Annotated in this window: 16 protein-coding genes; 11 read left to right on the top strand and 5 right to left on the bottom strand. The window is 67.2% G+C overall.

The genetic code is table 11. The annotated features are described in order from the left end of the window. Positions 1–7: 7 nt before the first annotated feature. The 4 genes from ABID97_RS25620 to nikR all read left to right on the top strand — a co-directional run bounded on the left by ABID97_RS25620 (position 8) and on the right by nikR (position 3,224). Positions 8–307, top strand: a complete 300-nt coding sequence (locus ABID97_RS25620) for a hypothetical protein (protein WP_354401931.1) — start codon at positions 8–10, stop codon at positions 305–307. After that, positions 307–1,500 carry a tetratricopeptide repeat protein gene (locus ABID97_RS25625; protein WP_354401932.1) on the top strand — a complete coding sequence of 398 codons (1,194 nt, stop codon included), beginning with the start codon at positions 307–309 and terminating at the stop codon, positions 1,498–1,500. Before ABID97_RS25620 ends, ABID97_RS25625 begins: the two co-directional genes overlap by 1 nt. A 10-nt stretch (positions 1,501–1,510) precedes the next feature. Then, entirely contained in the window at positions 1,511–2,662 is a 1,152-nt protein-coding gene (locus tag ABID97_RS25630; RefSeq protein WP_354401933.1) for a HupE/UreJ family protein, read from the top strand. Positions 2,663–2,741: 79 nt separating this feature from the next. After that, the gene (gene nikR / locus ABID97_RS25635) at positions 2,742–3,224 is read left to right on the top strand and encodes a nickel-responsive transcriptional regulator NikR (RefSeq protein WP_354401934.1); all 483 of its coding nucleotides are present in this window, start codon (positions 2,742–2,744) and stop codon (positions 3,222–3,224) included. A 45-nt stretch (positions 3,225–3,269) separates the two neighbouring features. On the opposite strand, the gene ABID97_RS25640 is transcribed toward nikR, so the two are convergent. Then, positions 3,270–3,965: a GntR family transcriptional regulator gene (locus ABID97_RS25640; RefSeq protein ID WP_354401935.1), complete on the bottom strand. Its 696-nt coding sequence runs from the start codon at positions 3,963–3,965 to the stop codon at positions 3,270–3,272. An 82-nt stretch (positions 3,966–4,047) separates the two neighbouring features. Here ABID97_RS25640 and araD point away from each other — a divergent pair, with 82 nt between their 5' ends. Genes araD through ABID97_RS25655 form a run of 3 tightly spaced genes read left to right on the top strand, consistent with a single transcriptional unit; the run spans position 4,048 to position 7,543 of the window. Continuing rightward, positions 4,048–5,775 (top strand): L-arabinonate dehydratase, encoded by a 1,728-nt coding sequence (gene araD / locus ABID97_RS25645; RefSeq protein ID WP_354401936.1) that lies wholly within the window; start codon positions 4,048–4,050, stop codon positions 5,773–5,775. Between the two features lie 20 nt (positions 5,776–5,795). Beyond that, positions 5,796–6,506, top strand: coding sequence for a ribonuclease activity regulator RraA (locus ABID97_RS25650; RefSeq protein WP_354401937.1), 711 nt, complete (start codon positions 5,796–5,798; stop codon positions 6,504–6,506). Between the two features lie 41 nt (positions 6,507–6,547). Beyond that, positions 6,548–7,543, top strand: coding sequence for a Bug family tripartite tricarboxylate transporter substrate binding protein (locus ABID97_RS25655; protein WP_354401938.1), 996 nt, complete (start codon positions 6,548–6,550; stop codon positions 7,541–7,543). Between the two features lie 47 nt (positions 7,544–7,590). Here the strand turns inward: ABID97_RS25655 and ABID97_RS25660 are convergent, their stop codons facing one another. The 3 genes from ABID97_RS25660 to ABID97_RS25670 all read right to left on the bottom strand — a co-directional run bounded on the left by ABID97_RS25660 (position 7,591) and on the right by ABID97_RS25670 (position 10,134). Next, entirely contained in the window at positions 7,591–8,508 is a 918-nt protein-coding gene (locus ABID97_RS25660; RefSeq protein WP_354401939.1) for a nucleotidyl transferase AbiEii/AbiGii toxin family protein, read from the bottom strand. Then, positions 8,505–9,248, bottom strand: a complete 744-nt coding sequence (locus ABID97_RS25665; RefSeq protein ID WP_354401940.1) for a type IV toxin-antitoxin system AbiEi family antitoxin domain-containing protein — start codon at positions 9,246–9,248, stop codon at positions 8,505–8,507. Before ABID97_RS25665 ends, ABID97_RS25660 begins: the two co-directional genes overlap by 4 nt. A 103-nt stretch (positions 9,249–9,351) precedes the next feature. Further along, on the bottom strand, positions 9,352–10,134 hold the full coding sequence (locus ABID97_RS25670; protein WP_354401941.1) for a sulfite exporter TauE/SafE family protein: 783 nt from the start codon (positions 10,132–10,134) through the stop codon (positions 9,352–9,354). Between the two features lie 196 nt (positions 10,135–10,330). Here ABID97_RS25670 and ABID97_RS25675 point away from each other — a divergent pair, with 196 nt between their 5' ends. Next, a complete protein-coding gene (locus ABID97_RS25675; RefSeq protein ID WP_354401942.1) occupies positions 10,331–11,215 on the top strand; it encodes a beta-1,6-N-acetylglucosaminyltransferase in 885 nt (294 codons plus the stop codon). Between the two features lie 45 nt (positions 11,216–11,260). Here ABID97_RS25675 and ABID97_RS25680 read toward each other — a convergent pair whose 3' ends face one another. Then, complete coding sequence (locus tag ABID97_RS25680; protein WP_354401943.1) at positions 11,261–12,148, bottom strand: LysR family transcriptional regulator; 888 nt, start codon at positions 12,146–12,148, stop codon at positions 11,261–11,263. 75 nt (positions 12,149–12,223) lie between these two features. Between ABID97_RS25680 and ABID97_RS25685 the strand changes: the two genes are divergently transcribed. Genes ABID97_RS25685 through ABID97_RS25695 form a run of 3 tightly spaced genes read left to right on the top strand, consistent with a single transcriptional unit; the run spans position 12,224 to position 15,286 of the window. Further along, positions 12,224–13,291 (top strand): four-carbon acid sugar kinase family protein, encoded by a 1,068-nt coding sequence (locus ABID97_RS25685; RefSeq protein ID WP_354401944.1) that lies wholly within the window; start codon positions 12,224–12,226, stop codon positions 13,289–13,291. A gap of 29 nt (positions 13,292–13,320) precedes the next feature. Next, a complete protein-coding gene (gene pdxA, locus ABID97_RS25690) occupies positions 13,321–14,283 on the top strand; it encodes a 4-hydroxythreonine-4-phosphate dehydrogenase PdxA (RefSeq protein WP_354403057.1) in 963 nt (320 codons plus the stop codon). A 22-nt stretch (positions 14,284–14,305) separates the two neighbouring features. Then, entirely contained in the window at positions 14,306–15,286 is a 981-nt protein-coding gene (locus tag ABID97_RS25695) for a cupin domain-containing protein (RefSeq protein ID WP_354401946.1), read from the top strand. Positions 15,287–15,341 lie beyond the last annotated feature (55 nt).

Consider the following 15,341-nt stretch of genomic DNA (forward strand, 5'->3'; position numbering starts at 1 on the left):
GAACGCCATGAACATCACGTTCCATCGCATCGCCGGCCCGCTCCTGGTCGCCGCCACGCTCGCCGGCTGCGGCGGGGGTGGAGGGGGGGGCGGGGGCTTCAGCTTCCATCCGTTTCCACCCGCCGGAGGGGGCCAGCAGCCGCCGCCGACGGCGCCCCCGCCGCAAGCGGATGCCTACGACACGTTCATTGCCTACGTGAAGACGCTGGTGGACGGCGGTGGGCTCGACACGGCCGAAGCCGTCGACGTGGCGACCTTCGATCCGCCGCCGGGCTCCGAGACCAAGGACCCCATTTCCACCGAGTGATGACCGTGCGCCGACGCCTGCCGCCCCCGTCCGCACTGCGTGCAGGTGCCGCCGCCCTGGCCATGGCCGGGGCGATGGCGTGGGCCGGCGCCGCGCCGCGCGTTCCCACCGACGACAACGAGGTCGTCGAATCGTTGCCGTCGGTGGCCGATTGGTCGCGCGAGGCACGCGCGATGCGCCGGGAACTGCAGCAACGGCCGACCGACGCGGCCGTGGCCATCGGGGCGGCCACCCGCTACCTCGAGCTTGCGAGATCGCAGGGCGACGCGCGCTACGCCGGCCATGCCATGGGCGCCCTTTCCCACTGGGCCGCCGCAGCACCCGGCGATACGCCCCCACCCGTGCTGGTGATGCGCGCCGGCATTGCGCAGTTCCTGCACGATTTCGACGGTGCACAGGCGCTCCTGAAGGCCGCGCTCGCACGACAGCCGTCCAATGCACAGGCCTGGATCACGCTGGCCACTGTCCTGCGGGTACGCGGCCGCTACGGCGAATCGGACGCTGCCTGCCACGCGCTCGGCCGTGTCGGGCCGGCGCTCTACGGGCTGGCCTGCATCGCGGAGAACGCCGGCTTGCGCGGCAACCACGACGAAGCGCGCGGCACTTTCAAAGAACTGCTGCAAGACCCCCGGCTCCAGGCCCGGGAGCAGGCCGGCACGCGCCAATGGCTGCTGACCAGCCTGGCCGAGACCGAGGAACTCGCGGGCCGCCCGGCCGAGGCCGAGGACGCGTATCGCCGCGCCTTGCAGGCCGAGCGCTCGGGCTATCTGCTGCTTGCCTACAGCGACTATCTTCAGCGCGCCGGGAGGCCGGAGGAGATTCCCGCATTGCTTCGGAACGAAGCGCGCAGCGACGCGGTGCTGCTTCGCCTGGCCATTGCCTCGCGCGGCCTCGAGGGCCCGCGCACCGACGCGGCCGAACTCAGGGCGCGCTTCGGGGCGGCGGCGGAGCGGCCGGGCACCACCGCGGTCCATGCGCGCGAAGAGGCGATGTTCGCGCTCGACGTCGATGGCAACGCCCGGCGTGCGCTCGAGCTCGCCAGGCTCAACGTCCAGCTGCAGCGCGAACCCGTCGACCTGCTGCTGTTCGCACGCGCGGCCGTTGCGGCGAAGGACGAGCCGGCGCGCGCCGAAGTCGGGGCGCTGGTGCGGCAGATCGGCCTTCGCGACGCGCGCGTCGATGCGCTGCTCTGAGCGCCGCGCCATGACCTTGCACCACCGTCGCCCGCTGCTGGCTGCGCTGTTCTTCTGGATGCTCGCCTTGCTCATGCTTCCGGCGCATGCGCACAAGGCCAGCGACGCCTATCTCCAGTTCTCGCGCGACGGCGACCGGATCGACCTGCGCTGGGACATCGCGCTGCGCGACCTCGATGCGGTGCTGGACCTCGACGCCAACGCCGACCAGAAACTTTCCTGGGGCGAGGTGCGCACCCGCCTGGATGACATCAAGGCCTATGCGCTGGGCCGCCTGCGCCTGCAGGGCGGCCGATGCGTACCCGCCGAAACCCAGGCGCCCGCCATCGAGAACCGCATCGACGGCGCCTACCTGGTGCTGCAGATGCGGGCGCCGTGCAGCGCGGCCGATGCGCTGTCGATCGACTACCGCCTGTTCCAGGAAGTGGACCCGACGCACCGTGGCCTGCTGCGCGCCGAAGCCAAGGGCGCGGCCGCGCCGGTGCTGCGCTCGCTGGACCCCTCGGCCGGGCCCGTCTCCATCGACTGGGCGGGCGCCCAGGGTGCGGCGCCACCCCCCAGCTTCTTCGCCGATGGCATCCACCACATCCTGATCGGCTACGACCACATCCTGTTCCTGGTCTGCCTGCTGCTGCCCGCCGTGCTCCGGCGCAGGGATGGCGGCTGGACGCCCGTGCGCGCATGGAGGGACGCCGCCTGGCCCATGCTCGGCATCGTGACGATGTTCACCATCGCGCACTCGATCACGCTGGCGCTCGCGGGATCGAAGATCGTGACGATCTCGTCGCACATCATCGAGCCCGCCATCGCGGCCACCATCATCGTGGCGGCGCTGGACAACATCCGGCCCGTGCTGCGCGGACGCCGCAAGCTTTTCAGCTTCCTGTTCGGGCTCATCCATGGCTTCGGCTTTGCGGGCGCTCTGGGCGAACTCGAATTGCCGACGCGGCAGTTCGTGCTCGCGCTGCTTCAATTCAACCTGGGGGTGGAGGCCGGCCAGCTGGCCGTGGTGGCGGTGGTGCTCACGGTGCTGCTGGCGCTGCGCAGCTGGCGGCGCTATCCGCCGCTGGTGCTGCACGGCGGCTCGATGGCCGCGGTGGTCCTCGCCACGGTGTGGCTGTGCGAACGCGTGCTGGACGTGAAGGTGCTGCCGTTCTCCTGAGAAGAGAAAAAAGACGGGATGGGAAGCTGCGCGGTGAATCCGGTGGGCGGCAGGCTGCGTACTTGTGGGCAGACCGCCGATGAACCGCTTCACCATTTCCCTCGATGAGCAACTCGCGCGCCAGTTCGAGATGCTCATCGCCCAGAAACGCTACACGAGCCGTTCCGAGGCCGTGCGCGACCTCATCCGCTACGGGCTCGGCCGCGCCGGACTCCGGGGCATGCAGTTCGATGCCGTGGTCTCGTCGTGCATCGCCAGCGTCAGCTATGTGTACGACACCCGCGAAGGCGCACTGGTGACGCGGCTGCAGGCGCTGCGGCATGCACACCACGGCATGGTGACCGCGTGCAACCAGACGCCGCTGGACCTAGGCAGTTGCCTGGAGTGCGTGGTACTGCGCGGTTCGATTGCCGCCGTTCACGACGTGGCCGACCAGCTGATGTCCATGCGCGGCGTTCGCCACGGCCAGGCGAACGTGGTGGCGCTGACGGACGGCGCGGCCATGCCCGCCCACGCGCATCCGCCGGTACCCACGCACTCGCACCTCACACCTTTGAACTGACGCCCGGGGCGTGAGCGAGGATTGGAGCGCCGCTGTCCGATGTATTCAGTTTCCGGGGGCGATGAAATCCGGATGCCGCGCGCAGATTTCCGGGAGCGAACTCAGGGTGCCCGAGAGGTGCTCGCGCAGCGCCTTCTGGGCCGCCGCGCCGTCGCCCCTCGCAATGGCGCGCACGATGGCGCGGTGGTCGCGCAGGATCGCCTCCGTCTTGCCCGCCGTGGGCAGGTGCAGGCGCCGCAGCCGGTCCACATGGCCCGACACGCGGCTCACCAGGTCCCACAGGCTCGGCACGTTGGCGGCTTCGTACATCAGGTGATGGAACTTGCGGTCGGCGCCGACGAACTCGCCGTACTGCCGCGCCGCCGCCAGCGTGGCCTGCAGCGCGACCTGCGCCTCCAGTTGGGCCACCAGGCCCGGCGGCGCTTCGCCGGCCAGCTGGTGGACGATCTCCAGCTCGATGGAGCGGCGCAGGAAGTGCGCCTGCCGCGCGGCATCGACGTCGATGCGGCTCACCAGCGTGGCGTGCTGCGGGAACACGTCGACCAGGCCTTCCTCGCTCAGCCGCAGCAAGGCTTCGCGCACCGGTGTCTGGCTCACGCCGAAGCGGTCGGCGAGCTCCTGCCGCACCAGCACAGTGCCGGGCACGAGGTCCAGGGAGAGGATGGCATCGCGCAGTTTTTCGAGCACCTGCGGCGCGGCCAGGCGGGTGCGGTCGAGTCGGATCCGGGGGAGGGCGGTCATTCGCTGGAATTCTCGTTTGCCAAGGTAATATATTAGTGTTTTAATCGCGCGGTCCATTCAAGAATCCAGTTCAGCCTCCTCGATGCCACGCTCCTACGACACCCTGCGCAGCGCCCGCTGGTTCGCGCCCGACGACTTCCGCTCCTTCGGCCACCGCTCGCGCGTGATGCAGATGGGCTATGCGCCCACCGACTGGGTGGGCAAGCCGGTCATCGCGATCGTCAACACCTGGAGCGACGCCAACCAGTGCCATTCGCATTTCAAGCAGCGCGTGGAGGACGTCAAGCGCGGCATCTTCCAGGCCGGCGGCTTTCCGCTCGAGCTCCCGGCCATCTCGCTGTCCGAGAGCATGGTCAAGCCGACGACCATGCTCTACCGCAACTTCCTCGCGATGGAAACGGAAGAGTTGTTGCGCAGCCATCCGATCGATGGCGCGGTGCTGATGGGCGGCTGCGACAAGACCACGCCGGGCCTCACGATGGGCGCGCTGAGCATGGGCCTGCCATTCATCTACCTGCCCGCCGGCCCCATGCTGCGCGGCAACTGGCGCGGCAAGGTGCTGGGCTCGGGCTCGGACGCCTTCAAGTACTGGGACCAGCGCCGCGCCGGGCAGCTCAGCGACCAGGCCTGGCAGGAGATGGAGGCCGGCATTGCGCGCAGCCACGGCACCTGCATGACCATGGGCACCGCGGCCACCATGATGGGCATCGCCGAGGCCGTGGGCTTCACGCTGCCGGGTGCCTCGAGCATTCCGGCGGCCGACGCCAACCACGTGCGCATGAGCGCCGAATGCGGCCGCCGCATCGTCGAGATGGTGTGGGACGACCTGACGCCCGCGAAGATGCTCACGCGCGCCAACTTCGAGAACGGCATCGCCTGTGCCATGGCCATGGGATGCAGCACCAACGCCATCGTGCACCTGATCGCCATGTCGCGGCGCGCCGGCCATCCGGTCACGCTGGACGACTTCGACGCCGCGAGCCGGCGCGTGCCGGTGGTGGCCAACATCCGGCCGAGCGGCGACACCTACCTGATGGAAGACTTCTTCTATGCCGGCGGGCTGCCCGCGCTGCTGGCGCGCATCCGCGGCCACCTGGACACCGGGGCGCGCACCGTCAACGGCCGCACCATCGGCCAGAACATCGAGGGCGCCGAGGTGTTCGACGACGACGTGATCCGGCCGCTGGACAACCCGATCTATGCCGAAGGCGCGCTGGCCGTGCTGCGCGGCAACCTCGCACCCGACGGCGTGGTGATCAAGCCCAGCGCCTGTGCGCCGCACCTGCTGCAGCACACCGGCCGCGCGCTGGTTTTCGACGACTACCCGAGCCTCAAGAAGGCGGTGGACGATCCCGCGCTGGACGTGACCGGCGACGACATCCTGGTGCTGCGCAATGCCGGCCCGCGCGGTGCCGGCATGCCCGAATGGGGCATGCTGCCGATCCCGACCAAGCTGTTGAAAGAGGGCGTGACCGACATGCTGCGCCTGTCGGATGCGCGCATGAGCGGCACCAGCTACGGCGGTTGCCTCCTGCACTGCTCGCCAGAGTCGGCCGTGGGCGGACCGCTGGCGCTGGTGCGCACCGGCGACCGCATCCGCGTCGACGTGCCGAAGCGGCTCATCCACCTGGAAGTGAGCGACGAGGAGCTGGCGCGCCGCAGGGCCGCATGGACGCCGCCCCCGCCGCGCTACGAGCGCGGCTACGGCTGGATGTTCGGCCGCCACATCCTGCAGGCCAACGAGGGCTGCGACTTCGACTTTCTCGAAACCACCTTCGGCCGGCCGGTGCCCGAGCCGGACATCTTCTGAAGAATCCAACGGAGACCCATGTGAATCCCCAGACCCGCGACAGGCTGATGAAGGTCAGCACCGCCACCCTGTGCACCGCGCTGTTCAAGCGCGGGCTGCGCAACCAGTTCATCCAGGACGTGCATCCGCTCAACCCGGCCCTCGCCAACATGGTGGGCGAGGCCTTCACGCTGCGCTACATGCCCGCGCGCGAAGACCTGAACCCGATCACTGTGTTCAACGACCGCAACCATCCGCAGCGCCAGGCCGTGGAGCAGTGCCCCGAGGGCGCGGTGCTGCTGATGGACAGCCGCAAGGACGCGCGCGCCGCATCGGCGGGCGGCATCCTGGTGAGCCGGCTCATGAAGCGCGGCGTGGCCGGCGTGGTCACCGACGGCGGATTTCGCGACAGCCCCGACATCGCAAAGCTGGGCTTCCCTGCGTATCACCAGCGCCCCAGCGCACCGACCAACCTGACCTTGCACCAGGCCATCGACATCAACGTGCCCATCGGCTGCGGCGACGTGGCGGTGTGGCCGGGCGACGTGGTGGTGGGCGATGCCGAAGGCGTCATCGTGATCCCGAAGGACATCGCGGACGAGGTTGCGGCCGAGGCCACGGAGATGACCGTGTTCGAGGACTTCGTGCAGGAGAAGGTGCTCGAAGGCCGCTCCATCCTCGGCCTCTATCCGCCGACCGAGGCGCAAAGCCGCACCGAGTTCGCCGAATGGCGGCAGGCGCGCGGCCGCTGAGGCCCCGCTTCATCCGACACACGACAAAGAGAGACAAGACCATGCCCTTCCTCCAGCGCGCCGCGCAGCTGCCGTTCGCCTTCTTTGCCTTCGCCTTCGCACTGGCGCCTGCTGCGGTGCTCGCGCAGGCCGAATGGCCCGCCGCCAAGGCCATCACCTACGTCGTGCCCTTCACGGCCGGCGGCTCGACCGACATCGTGGGCCGTGTGCTGGCCAACAAGCTGCAGGAGAGCCTGCACCAGTCGGTCGTGGTCGACAACAAGCCGGGCCAGGCCGGCGGCATCGGCGCGGCCTACGTGGCCAAGGCCGCGCCCGACGGCTACACGCTGTTCGGCGGCACCATCAGCACGCACGCCATCAACGCGAGCCTGTACAAGAAGCTGCCCTACGACCCGATGAAGGACTTCGAGCCCGTGTCGCTGGTCGGCCGGCTGCCCAACGTGCTGATCGTCAACAGCCAGCTCGGCGTGAACTCGGTGGCCGAGCTGATCGCATTGCTGAAGAAGGACGAATCCAAGCGCACCTTCGCGTCGTCGGGCGCCGGCACCTCGACGCACCTGGCCGGCGAGATGTTCGCCGACATGATCGGCGTCAAGCTCACGCACGTGCCCTACAAGGGCACGCCGCCGGCCATGACCGACGTGGCATCGGGCCTCGTGCCCTTCATGTTCGACCAGGTGACCGCGGCGCTGCCGCTGGTCAAGAGCGGCAAGCTCAAGCTGCTCGCCGTGACCACCGGCAAGCGCATCGCGCTGGTGCCCGAGCTGCCGACCATGATCGAGTCGGGCGTGCCCGGTTTCGAGATGTCGTCTTGGCAGGCCGTCTATGCGCCCAAGGGCACGCCCAGGCCGATCATCCAGCGCCTCAATGCCGAGATCGTGAAGGCCCTGAAGCAGCCCGACGTGCAGGCCAAGCTCTCCGGCCAGCTGGCCATGGACATCGCGGCCAGCACGCCGGAGGAACTGCGCGACCACATGGCGCGGGAGATCCCCCGCTGGGCCGAGCTGGTGAAGAAGTCGGGCGCTACCGCGGATTGAATGGGCTGCGTCGTGGCCGATGGAGGCGTCGGATATCTGTTGCCGTGCTATCCGCCAAGCCGTTCCGCCAGCAGCGCGTATTGCCGATCGAACATCTTTGGTTTTGATGCTTTCAGCTTCTCCAGATTCAGCAACTTCCATTTGAGCGCGGGGAGGTCCTGAAGCACAGGGAACGGCATGAGGTCCCATTCGGGCGCTGCCCTGACCAATGACAGCAGGAAGTCCTTGTGCTCGCGCGTCAGGGCATTCGGCAGTTCGGCTTTCAGGGTGGCTCGTGTTTCGAGCAGGGTCTCGAGGGATACCTCGCCCATGGTCATCCCCTTGAAGTGATTCTCGTAGATGGCATCGAACGGCGCGTCGACGCTGAACAGCACCTCATGCACCGGTCGGTTGTGTCCCGCCAGATAGGCAACGAAGCAGTCGACAAAGCCGGCCGCAAGGCCGAACTTTTCATACATCTTCATGACATCGAAGATGTCGCGCGGGTGCTGGCGATCCATTGCCGCCACCAGCTTGCTCCCGTAGAGTTCTGCTTCATCCAGCATCGGAACGGTCAGTCCCGAGGTGAACATGTCTTGCGCCGCAAGTGACAGCGGCATTGTCTTGGTCGGCAGCAAGGCGCCGCGAAAGACATGGTTGACTTCCACCTTGACTTCGATGTTTCCGTTGCGGACGAAGAGCTTCAGGTCTTCGCCGGTCGGCTTCTTCGGAATCGCGACGGAAAGCCCTCTGGCCTGGAGAATGGCGGCCGCCTGTCCGAGGTCGGATCCGATCACGGCAAGGGCTTCCTCGCGCGACATCGCGGGATCGGTGAAGACCACGTCGATGTCGACGGAGAGGCGCGGCATGTCTTGCACGAAGAGGTTCAGGGCCGTCCCTCCCTTGATCGCAAAGCGCGGCGAAGCGAGCACCGCCGGGGCGATGTCGATGAGTAGCCGGACCGTGTCGATGTATTCCTGCTTCATGCCTTGAGGTCCAATCGTTCGCCGCTTTTGGATACCGCGATCCAGCGCGCCGCCCCGCCTTTTTTGTCGCTGTAGGTTTTCGCGAGTGCCGCCCAGGGAAGGTCGAGCTCTTCTGCAAGAGTGCGCGCCAGGCGGACCACCTTGATGCGCGTCGTTCGGGCAAGCAGGGTTTCCAGGACTGGCAGGCGCAGGCTGCGCGTGCCCTCGACGAGGTCGCGCGACTCTTGCAATGACTCCGTCTTGCCGATGTCGCTCAGGTGCTCCAGCAGGGCACGCTCGGGGGTCGAGACAAGAACGTCCGGATGCCCGCCGGGCAAGGACTGGAGCGCAAAGCCCTTCGGCAATCCGCTATCGAACAGCTGCGTGCTCTGGTACCTGCACTCGAAGCGGCTCGTGAACCAGGCAGGGAGGCGGACCTGCTGCTCGCCCCAGAGTGCGATGCTTTCCCGGAAGCTCACATGGTGGCGTATCCCCCGCCAGTGGAGCGCTGTCTTTCCGCCCACATGCATGCCCTCATGACGACGGATCAGGTAGGCAAGGCATGCATCCCGGCTGAGCGTATCGCCGGGCAGCATGTACACGCCGCGCCCCAGATGTTCGAGCCAGCCGGCCTTTGCGAGGTGCGAGGCGTGATCGGCACTGAGGCCGTGCTCCTTCAAGAAAGCCACGTCCAGAGGGGTGCCGCGCGGGACAACTGCCAACAGCTTCTTGAATGAAAAAGACTCTCCAGCTGGTCTCATGGATCAACTATTCCATAGTTTTCATTCGAACTCAAGGAAAGTGATTCAAAAATACCCAGCAATTGGTCAGATAAATCAATTACTGCACAAAAAACATTCGCAGCTAGGCGGCGCCCGCAATCGCGAGCCACGCGCTCGCGAGCAGCGTGCTGCCCGCGGCCGCCAGCAGGGCGCCGACCACCCATTGGAGGATGCGCGGCGGCAGCTTGCTCGGTAGCCGGTGGTGCACGCGCGTCACGCCCCAGACCACCGGCATCGCGCATGCGGCCAGGAGCGCCGAATGCCACGAGAAGTGCCCCGTCGGCACGACGATCACCAGCCGCACCAGCGAGTTGAACGCGAACATCAGCAGCAGCGCGCGCCGCACCAGTTCGCGCTCCAGCGGCTGGCGGTACAGATGGAACACGATGGGCGGCCCCGAGCTCGAGAACAGCCCGCCCAGCACGCCCGAGAGCGCGCCGATGACTGCAAAGCTCGCGCGGCCCGACACGGCCGCGAGCGGCCGGCCCTGCATCACCAGCAGCACCGCGCAGACCAGGATCGAGGCGCCGAGCAGGCCCCGCAGCCAGTCGACCGCGCCGCCGCTCAGCCATGTGAGCAGCATGAGACCGACGATCACGCCCACGGTGCTGCCGTTGAGTGCCGGTTTCATGAGCTGCCACGGCACCACGCCGGGGCGCGCCCGGAAGTAGGTCCAGGCATTGATCAGGCTCAGCACCGTGGCGGCGTTGGCCGTGTCGCTCACGCTGGCGATGTGGAACACCGACACCAGCCCGAGCAGGATCAGGCTGAACGCGAAGCCGGTAAGGTTCTGGGCGTAGGTGGCCAGCGCCACGCAGGCCATGAAGACCAGCACTGGGCCGGCTTCGGAAATCAATGCTTGCACCGGATGGGAGATGGGTCGGTACGCTGCGCTCCGGAGAGCCGGGCGGTGTGCAAGGCGGCGGCAAGCCGCTCTGCGAGCGTTGAAAAAAGAAAGCGCTGAAACCGAAATTCAGCGGCGCGGAACCGGCCCGCATTGTCCTTGAAAATGAAATGTCCCGCCGCGCCAGCGCGGCCAGAGGATTGCAGGCCGTCGCGACATGAACCCGGTCTTTCTCTTGCTTGTCCATGCGGATCCGCAGCAGGTACAACGCCTGTTGCGGCGGCTCGTTCTGCACGGCCGGTGCTTCGTGCATGTCGATGCCAAGTCCGAGCTTTCGGAATTCTGGATCGACGATCCCCGCGTGGTCTACCTGGACGACCGGGTCGACGTGCACTGGGGGGCCATCTCCCAGGTCGATGCCACCTTGCGGCTCATGCGTGGCGCGCTCGAAGGCTGCGACGTACCGCAGGTCAGCCATTTCGTGCTGCTCTCGGGCAACTGCTATCCCGTGCGTCCGGTGGAGGAGTTCGGCGCCTTTTCGCGCGCGCATGCCGCCACCAACTTCATCCGGCTGATTCCCCTGGCCAGCACGCGCAAGCTGCATCAGCGCGTGCGCCACTTCTGGTTCTACGAAGACCTGCCGGTGAATGGGCGCAAGTTCTCGCCGGTACGGTTCATGCGCGGATTCATGCAACTCATCGGCAAGCTCGGCCGCCGCTCGTTCCCGCTCTTTCCGCGGTGGCACTTCGGTTCGCAGTGGTGGGCGCTGACGCCGCAGGCCGTGAGATACCTGGTGTCGCATCCCCATGAAGCATCCGTGAAGCGCTTCCTGCGCTTCTCCAAGGCACCGGACGAGATCTACTTTCATACGCTGCTTGCCAATTCGCCGCTGCAGCACACCGTGGAGCCCGTCGACGGATCGGGCGTCTGGGACGCCGCGAACCTGCACCTCATCGATCCCTCGCTCTCGCGCTGGTACCAGGCATCGGACTACGAGGAGGTGGTCGCGTCCGGCAAGTGGTTCGTGCGCAAGGTGGGCAGCGGCATGTCGGGCGATCTTTGCGACAGGCTGGACGGCAACCCTCGTGTCGCCCGGCCCTGACCGGCGAGATCGAATGCAGGGCGGCGCCGATGCCGGCGCGCTCCTTCAGGGCAGATGAGGACCGAGCCGGCCGAACTGCGCCATCAGCCACTCGGCCAGTTCGAGCTCCACACCCTGCAGTTCGCCAGCGCCCAGCCAGATCAATCCATAGTGGCTGCCGTCGGGATCGAAGCCGGCGGGTGCCGCCAGGCTTCCACGTTCCACATCGTCGATCGCGAGCACGAGCGGGCTCAGCGCCACGCCCAGGCCCGCGGACGCAGCCTCGACGATCAGGGAGTGATGGTCGTAGTAGCGGACCTCCGTGGGCCGGCGCGCCGACGGATGGGTCTTCAGCCATTGCGCCCACGCGTCGGGCCGCGTCTTCGATCCGAGAGCCAGATAGTCGCCTCGTTCGAACCGCGGCACCCATTCCGGCCGCATGACAGGCCCGACCTTTTCGGGGAAAAGAGTCCGCACGTTCCACGTCTCGGGCACCGCGAAGTCCAGCCGCCGGATGGCGAGATCGACATGGTTCTTGCGGAAGTCCACAAGCCCTCCACCCACGGAGAGATGGAGGGCAAGGTCCGGATGCGCCGCTTGAAAACCGCCCAGCCGCGGAATCAGCCATCGCATGGCCACCGAAGGCTCGCAGGAGAGCACCAGGGCGGTCTTCACGGCGCCGGTGGCGCGCAGGCTTTGCACCGTGGCGGCCAACTCGCCGAAGAACCGGCCGAGCGTGAGGTTCAGCGTCTCGCCGGCCGGCGTGAGGCGCAGGCCTCGCCCGTTCCTTTCGAACAAGCTGACGCCGATGTCATTGGCGAGCTTGGTGATCCGGCGGCTGACGGCGCCGTGCGTGAGGGCCAGCGAGTCTGCGGCGTGGCGAACGGAGCCCAGCCTTGCGGTGGCTTCGAACGCCCGCAGGTCGTCGAGCGAAGGGATGTCTGATCGATCCATTGGTGACAATATATCACCAATCAACGTCAGAAACTATCGCTTTTCCTTGTTTGAACTAGTTTTGATAATTGATGCATGCGCACCAATCATCAGCCCAGCATCGCCGTCCTCGCCGACGACCTGACGAGTGCGGCAGACGGGGCCGCACCCTTTGTCGCGCGCGGCCTCACGGCGTCGATCGGGAGGGGCCGGTTTCCGGGCAATGCGGCGGCGGTGGTCGCGGTCGACAGCGCTTCGCGGTCTGCGACGCCAATGCAAGCCATCGAGCGGGTGGCTCGATTGACGACGCGGCTTGCCGGCAGTGCCGTGCTCTACAAGACCGTGGACTCCACGCTGCGCGGCCACATCGCGCAGGAGCTCGAAGCGTGCTTTGCGGCCAGCGGCCGCAGATCGCTGGTGTTTGCGCCGGCGTTCCCCGAGGCCGGGCGCACGACGGTCGGAGGCATTCAGCGCGTGGACGGCATCCCGGTTGCGGAGAGCGTGTATGGGCAGGACCCGGTGCATCCCGCGCGGCACTCGGCGCTGGCCGACCTGGTTCCGCGCAGCATCAGGCATGTCACCTTGCTCGACGCGGTCACGCAGCAAGAACTCGACTCGCAAATTGCCTCCATCGAGGAGCCGGAGTCGGTGTTGTGGGTCGGCTCTCCCGGAATGGCGGCCGCCCTGTCGCGGCGTTTCGTGCCCGAGAAAACCCGGCCGCCGGCGGTGGATGGCATCGGCAACGAGGTCCTGGTCGCCGTTGGAAGCGCGAACCCGCGCAGTCACATCCAGGCCGATCACGTGCAGGAGGCCCTCGGCGTCATGCTGCTGCGCGGCCCCAAGGCGCGAGAGCAGGATCCCGCGGCGGTGCTGCGCCGCATTGCAGAAGCCGCAGCGCGAGAGCTCCAGGACCCACGCTTCGGCGCGTTGATCGCCACCGGCGGCGACACGATGGAAGCGATCCTGGATCTTCTCGGCGTGCGGGAGTTCGAGATCCTGCAAGAACTCGAGTCCGGACTCCCCCTCGGCCGCGCCAGGCTCGGCGGTGGACGCCTGCTCCTGCTCGCCATGAAGGCCGGCGGCTTCGGCAGCGACGACGCCCTGGTGCGCGCCGTCTCCCGCCTACGCGGAACAACCCCAACCTTGCGAACGGATTCACAGTGAAGAACATCTCCTCCCCGCTTGCCCTCACCATGGGCGACGCATCCGGCATCGGGCCGGAGATCGTGGCAAAGGTCCTCGCGAAGGGCGGCGAACGCGTCGTCGTGTTCGGCAGCCATGCCGTCATGCAGGACATCGTTCGCAGGCTGGGGATGAACATCGAGGTGCGGCGCATCGATGCACCCGCTGCAGCCCGGTTCCAGCCGCGGACGATCGAAGTCATCGAGACCACCGGGATCGCCGAGCTTCCGCCCCTCGGGCAGATCAGCGCCGTCTCGGGCCAGGCGGCCTTCGATGCCATCGTTGCAGCGATCGCAGCGGCGAAATCCGGGGAAGTGAGCGGCATCGTCACGGCGCCGATCAACAAGGAGGCGATGGCCAGCGCGGGCATCCGCTACCCCGGCCATACGGAAATCCTGGCCGACTTCGGCGGCGCCACGCGCGTGGCAATGATGCTGGCGAACGACGACATGCGGACGGTGCTCGTCACCATCCACACGTCGCTGCGCAAAGCCATCGAGCAGGGCGATTTCGACGCCCAGATGTCCGCCATCCGGCTTGCGCACGAGGGCGGGAAGGCCCTGGGCTTCGCGGCGCCGCGTGTGGCCGTCGCAGGCCTCAACCCGCACGCCGGTGAGGGCGGCCTCTTCGGCGATGAGGAAATCCGGATCATCCGGCCGGCCATCGAAGCGGCGCGGGCCGAAGGCATCGATGCCAGCGGACCTTATCCCGGCGATACGGTGTTCATGCAGGCACGCATGGGCCGGTTCGACGTTGTCGTGGCCCAGTACCACGATCAGGGCCTCATCCCGGTGAAGTATCTCGGGCTGGAAAAGGGCGTGAACATCACGCTGGGCCTTCCGTTCGTGCGCACCAGCCCGGACCACGGCACGGCATTCGACATCGCCGGCCGCGGGATCGCAGACCACGCCAGCCTGGAAACGGCGCTTGCCTATGCAAAGCGCCTCGTCGCTGCGCAAACCCACACACACTGACTTCGAAAAAGGAACCACCATCATGGGTCTACGTTTCATCTTCATGCTCACGCGCAACGACCGCACGGTTGCGGATGCGTCGCAGCAGCTCCAGACGGCCCTCGGCCTCGGGGTGCGGCACATCGGGTTCAAGGACATCGGCTTGCCGCTCGAGCAGCTGAAGGGGCTGAATGCGGCGATCAAGGCCGGCGGCGCAACGTCCTACCTGGAAGTGGTGTCGCTCGACCGCGAAAGCGAAATCGTTTCGGCAAAGGCAGCCGCCGAGATCGGTGTCGACGTTCTACTGGGGGGCACGCGGGTCGATGACGTGCTGCCGATCCTCGAGGACACCGGCATCCGGTACTTCCCGTTCCCGGGCCGGATCACCGGGCACCCGAGCGTGCTGGAAGGCACCATCGAGGAAATCGTTGAAAGTGCCCGGGCGATTGCGGCGCGGGATGGCGTGCATGGCCTGGACCTGTTGGCCTATCGTTCGGCCCAAAACGTGCCCGCGTTGATGGCGGCCGTCTGCGCCGCGGTCTCCAAGCCCGTCTACGTTGCGGGCTCGATCGCCACCCCTGAACGGATTGCAGTCGTCCAGGGCGCAGGGGCAGCGGGCTTCACGATCGGGACGGCGGCACTGGACGGCAAATACCCGGCCAGCGGGAATGACGTGCCGAGCCAGCTCGCCGCCATCATTCGCGACGTCGCTGCACTGAACAAGCATCTTTCGACCATTCCGAAGAAGAATTTGTCGACGGCCTTTGCCGGACGGGCCGAGGGGCAGGGCGACAACCTGCGAATCAAGGTCGCCAGGTTCGAGGGAGCCCCCTGCTGGTCATTCAGGCAGCACGGCGATGAGCTGTTCTTCGTTCATCGGGGGCGCCTGCTAATGAAGTTCCGTGACCGCGAGGAGATCGTCGAGGCCGGCGAGTTCATCGTCGTACCGCATGGGGTCGAGCATTGTGCGGTGGCCCTGGACGGGGAACCGTCGGAGGTGTTGCTGGCAACTGCGGCTGCCTAGCTTGCGTCGGGCGGTGCTCTCACACGGCGCAGTCCTGGCGAGCACCCGCGGTATC

Origin of the sequence: Variovorax sp. OAS795 (assembly GCF_040546685.1) — a bacterium.
Classification (GTDB): Bacteria; Pseudomonadota; Gammaproteobacteria; order Burkholderiales; family Burkholderiaceae_C; genus Variovorax.

Coding starts and splice junctions, on each gene's coding strand:
- ABID97_RS25620 (WP_354401931.1), top strand. CDS start 8: ATGAACATCACGTTCCATCGCATCGCCGGCCCGCTCCTGGTCGCCGCC.
- ABID97_RS25625 (WP_354401932.1), top strand. CDS start 307: ATGACCGTGCGCCGACGCCTGCCGCCCCCGTCCGCACTGCGTGCAGGT.
- ABID97_RS25630 (WP_354401933.1), top strand. CDS start 1,511: ATGACCTTGCACCACCGTCGCCCGCTGCTGGCTGCGCTGTTCTTCTGG.
- nikR (WP_354401934.1), top strand. CDS start 2,742: ATGAACCGCTTCACCATTTCCCTCGATGAGCAACTCGCGCGCCAGTTC.
- ABID97_RS25640 (WP_354401935.1), bottom strand. CDS start 3,965: ATGACCGCCCTCCCCCGGATCCGACTCGACCGCACCCGCCTGGCCGCG.
- araD (WP_354401936.1), top strand. CDS start 4,048: ATGCCACGCTCCTACGACACCCTGCGCAGCGCCCGCTGGTTCGCGCCC.
- ABID97_RS25655 (WP_354401938.1), top strand. CDS start 6,548: ATGCCCTTCCTCCAGCGCGCCGCGCAGCTGCCGTTCGCCTTCTTTGCC.
- ABID97_RS25660 (WP_354401939.1), bottom strand. CDS start 8,508: ATGAAGCAGGAATACATCGACACGGTCCGGCTACTCATCGACATCGCC.
- ABID97_RS25665 (WP_354401940.1), bottom strand. CDS start 9,248: ATGAGACCAGCTGGAGAGTCTTTTTCATTCAAGAAGCTGTTGGCAGTT.
- ABID97_RS25675 (WP_354401942.1), top strand. CDS start 10,331: ATGAACCCGGTCTTTCTCTTGCTTGTCCATGCGGATCCGCAGCAGGTA.
- ABID97_RS25680 (WP_354401943.1), bottom strand. CDS start 12,148: ATGGATCGATCAGACATCCCTTCGCTCGACGACCTGCGGGCGTTCGAA.
- ABID97_RS25685 (WP_354401944.1), top strand. CDS start 12,224: ATGCGCACCAATCATCAGCCCAGCATCGCCGTCCTCGCCGACGACCTG.
- pdxA (WP_354403057.1), top strand. CDS start 13,321: ATGGGCGACGCATCCGGCATCGGGCCGGAGATCGTGGCAAAGGTCCTC.
- ABID97_RS25695 (WP_354401946.1), top strand. CDS start 14,306: ATGGGTCTACGTTTCATCTTCATGCTCACGCGCAACGACCGCACGGTT.